Here is a 3579-nt window from a genome sequence, read left to right as displayed (position 1 = left end):
GATGGCGGCCGATGGCGGCCCCCCAATTAAAAACCCCCAGCGATCGCCGGGGGTTTTTAACTTTGACATTATTTTATAATAACTGCCAGATTGATCGTCAATTAAACTGGATTAAATGACTAACTCATCGAGGCACCAGAGCGATCGTAGCTCGTCCGCACATCTGAGCGGATTTGGCCTTGAATGGTGGTGCAACCGTCGTCCGTGGTATCAAGACCCACTTCTTCATTAGTGCGAGCCAACATTGCTTGTTGACGATTTTTAGCCGTGTGATGGTGACGCATCATTAAATCGCGGGCTTGATCTTCAGTAGACATAGAACGTTTCTCCAAAAAATGTATTGATAATGTTGCTTAATTGACGGCTGTAATCAAGGATAATTGTTAGCTCATGGTCGAGCCAGAACGGTCATAACTGCTGCGGAAATCCGATCGCACTTTGCCTTGAATTTTGGTGCAATAGTCAGCGGCATCGATTCCCACTTCTTCAGCGCTACGGGTCAACATAGATTGTTGACGATTTTTGACCATTAAAGAATGACGCATCATTAAAGCGCGGGCTTGATCTTGAGCAGACATAGAATTATCCTCCAGGAAATTTATTATTGTTTTTCTTCAACTCAAAAACTTAAAGTAAGGTCATCGCGGGGCTAAATTTTGCGAAAACCCGATTACATTTTGCCTTGAATCTTGCTGTTATCAGGGGCATTCAGACCCACTTCTTCGGCACTACGAGCTAACATAGCTTGCTGACGATTTTTGGCTAAATGAGAGTGACGCATCATTAAAGCGCGGGCTTGATCTTGTGTAGACATCGAATTAATCTCCAGAAAATTTATTATCGTTTTTGTTCAACTGAAATAGCGGTCAGATGGAATTAAGATGGATTAAGATGGGATGAATCCCTAGCTCATGGTGGATCCAGAGCGATCATAGCTAACGCGGAAATCCGATCGCATTTTGCCTTGAATCTTGCTGCAATAGTCGCCGACATCAACACCGACTTCTTCAGCGCTGCGGGTCAACATGGACTGCTGGCGATTCTTGACCATCATAGAGTGACGCATCATTAAAGCGCGGGCTTGATCTTGAGTAGACATTCTAATTGCCTCCTACTTCCTGAGTGGTGCTCAGTGGGTTGTTTGTCTTGACTCTTTTACTATAAACCATAATTCTGTATTAAAAAATACTATTTTTGTTTTTGTAATAAAACTTAACATTTGATCCTAAAATGACTCAAATTCTTGAATGGCAAGTGTTTTGAGTTTTTTCTGCCCCCAAAATATAAGAAAATATCAGAAAACCCTGACAATTTTTTTTCGGGAAAAAATCCCTTGATTCCGTAGCGGTACAGAGAGTTTTAGCCAAAAATATGCAAATTAAATGAATTTAAAATTTATTTTGCGCCGCTACTGCTCAAAAATTGGCTCAAAAAGCTGTGGCGCGATCGCCTCTGGTCAACCCAGAAGATGCTAGAAAAGAACCGGGGATGGTGGGATGGGGGGTTAATTCCCGCCAGTGAGTCCCATGATTCTCCGGCTTGAAATTAACTGCGAAAATTAACTGCAAACGATATTGTCTTATGGGTTTTCGGCAACTGGCAACCGGGCTACTGATTTTACTGACGCTGTTTTGCCCTTTACCAGCTTGGGCACAAGCCACCAAATACTATCCGCCGCCTGCGTCCTACTCCCACTCCGTGCAAACCGGCAAGGATTTTTCTGGGCAAAATCTGCGATCGGCGGAGTTCGCTAATTCTAGCTTACAACGGACGAATTTTAGCCAAGTCCAAGCAGAAGGGGCGATTTTCAGTGGTTCCGTAATGACTGAAGCCTCTTTATCTGGGGGTGATTTTACCAATGCCATGCTGGATTTAACGGATTTTACCGGGTCGGATTTTCGTGATGCGGTGTTTGTGGAGGCGATTTTCCTCGGTTCTACTTTCGATCGCGTGGATATCACTGGGGCTGATTTCACCGATGCGCTTTTAGATGGGGCACAGGTAAAACAACTCTGTGCGATCGCCACTGGGGTAAATTCTAAGACGGGTGTAAAAACCCGCGATTCTTTATTTTGTCCTTAAGTTATGAAACGAATCGGAGTCATCGGTGGCGGACAACTTGCTTGGATGATGGCAAGTGCGGCCAAAAAATTGGGTGTGTCCTTAGTGGTGCAGACACCCCATCTCACAGACCCCGCAGTTCCCCTTGCTTCAGACGTAATCCAAGCCGCGATCGCCGATGGGTCAGCCACAGCCCAGTTAGCCAAAATCTGTGATGTGATTACCTTTGAAAACGAGTTTGTGGATCTTGATGCTTTAGGGAAACTCGAACAACAGGGAATTTGTTTTCGACCCAAGCTATCCGTCTTAGCCCCTTTGCTGGATAAATACGATCAGCGATGCTACTTACGAGACATTGGGCTCCCCGTCCCCAAATTTATCGCCGTGGAAAACCGGGAATCCTTCGCCCAACTAGGGGCGGAAATTGGTTGGCCCTTGGTAATGAAAGCCCGACGCCACGGCTATGACGGCCAAGGGACGGTGATTCTGCGGGATTTGCCTGCCTTAGAAGCCGCTTGGGAAAAATGGGGCTGTCCGTCAGTATTAATAGAAGAGTTTGTGCCGTTTGAGCAAGAATTAGCGGTGATTGCGGCGCGATCGCTCTCTGGGGAAATAGCCATTTATCCCATTGTCCAAACCCAACAGGAAAATCAAGTCTGTCACCGAGTCATTGTTCCCGCAGACATTTCCCCTGCCTTGGCGACAGAGTGCCAACAGATTGCCCAAACCTTACTCAATAGTCTAGAAGCCGTGGGCATCTTTGGCATTGAACTCTTTTTAGCCCCAGGCGATCGCCTATTAGTCAATGAAATCGCCCCACGGACGCACAACTCCGGCCACTTCAGCCAAGACGGGGCAAAAACCTGCCAATTTGAGCAACATCTCCGGGCCGTCAGTGACTTGCCCCTGGGCAGTACCGAACTCATCGGCCAAGGCGCCCTCATGGTCAACCTCTTGGGATATGAATCCTCCCATGACGACTATCAAGCCAAACGACAACAACTGGCGCAAATTCCCAGCGCCCGCGTCCACTGGTACGGCAAAAGCGAATCCCGTCCGGGACGTAAACTCGGTCATGTCAATGTCGTCCTTGACCAAAAAACCGACCATGAACCCGTATCTGCCACCCTGAGTAAAATTGCTCAAACCATAGAATCGATTTGGTATCCTCATCAGGATTAGCAAACAGGATTAGCAAATATTTTTGTTGGGACTATTGCAATAAAAACCAAATTCGGTACAATAGAAACAGGTAAAGCTGCAACGTTGGTGACTGCCAATACTGTTTTATGATCTATGCTTTATCTATAAGGGAACCAAAAATAGATCCAGTGGCAGTAGACCGAGCTTGTACTCGGAAACTTTAAACAGGACATAATGTTCCCACCTGACGTTCGTCAGGTCAAAAACTGAGGTAAAACGGCGTTGCGGTGAGCCATTTCCCCTTAACTAGCAGGTGCTAGAAAGGGGCTTTTTTTTATCTTGGTTTGGGAAGAGAGGGTGTGGGGCCGCCATCGG

The 3579-nt window shown here is 46.4% G+C and carries 6 protein-coding genes and 1 other RNA gene; 3 read left to right on the top strand and 4 right to left on the bottom strand.

What is annotated here, in order from left to right:
• Positions 1-119: 119 nt before the first annotated feature.
• The 4 genes from AM228_RS22930 to AM228_RS22920 form a co-directional block, all read right to left on the bottom strand.
• On the bottom strand, positions 120-317 hold the full coding sequence (locus AM228_RS22930; protein ID WP_054469260.1) for a hypothetical protein: 198 nt from the start codon (positions 315-317) through the stop codon (positions 120-122).
• Positions 318-383: 66 nt separating this feature from the next.
• Positions 384-578, bottom strand: coding sequence for a hypothetical protein (locus AM228_RS22925; protein ID WP_054469259.1), 195 nt, complete (start codon positions 576-578; stop codon positions 384-386).
• Positions 579-670: 92 nt separating this feature from the next.
• The gene (locus AM228_RS34470; protein ID WP_190880075.1) at positions 671-814 is read right to left on the bottom strand and encodes a hypothetical protein; all 144 of its coding nucleotides are present in this window, start codon (positions 812-814) and stop codon (positions 671-673) included.
• A gap of 90 nt (positions 815-904) precedes the next feature.
• On the bottom strand, positions 905-1099 hold the full coding sequence (locus AM228_RS22920; RefSeq protein ID WP_054469258.1) for a hypothetical protein: 195 nt from the start codon (positions 1097-1099) through the stop codon (positions 905-907).
• A gap of 482 nt (positions 1100-1581) precedes the next feature.
• Between AM228_RS22920 and AM228_RS22915 the strand changes: the two genes are divergently transcribed.
• The 3 genes from AM228_RS22915 to ssrS all read left to right on the top strand — a co-directional run bounded on the left by AM228_RS22915 (position 1582) and on the right by ssrS (position 3499).
• A complete protein-coding gene (locus tag AM228_RS22915; RefSeq protein ID WP_054469257.1) occupies positions 1582-2082 on the top strand; it encodes a pentapeptide repeat-containing protein in 501 nt (166 codons plus the stop codon).
• A 3-nt stretch (positions 2083-2085) separates the two neighbouring features.
• On the top strand, positions 2086-3243 hold the full coding sequence (locus AM228_RS22910; protein WP_054469256.1) for a 5-(carboxyamino)imidazole ribonucleotide synthase: 1158 nt from the start codon (positions 2086-2088) through the stop codon (positions 3241-3243).
• Positions 3244-3313: 70 nt separating this feature from the next.
• Positions 3314-3499, top strand: a non-coding RNA gene (gene ssrS / locus AM228_RS30165) — 6S RNA.
• Positions 3500-3579: the final 80 nt, after the last annotated feature.

It is taken from the genome of Planktothricoides sp. SR001 (assembly GCF_001276715.1).
GTDB classification, from domain to species: domain Bacteria; phylum Cyanobacteriota; class Cyanobacteriia; order Cyanobacteriales; family Laspinemataceae; genus Planktothricoides; species Planktothricoides raciborskii.
This window is presented reverse-complemented; position numbering and strand designations above follow the sequence as displayed.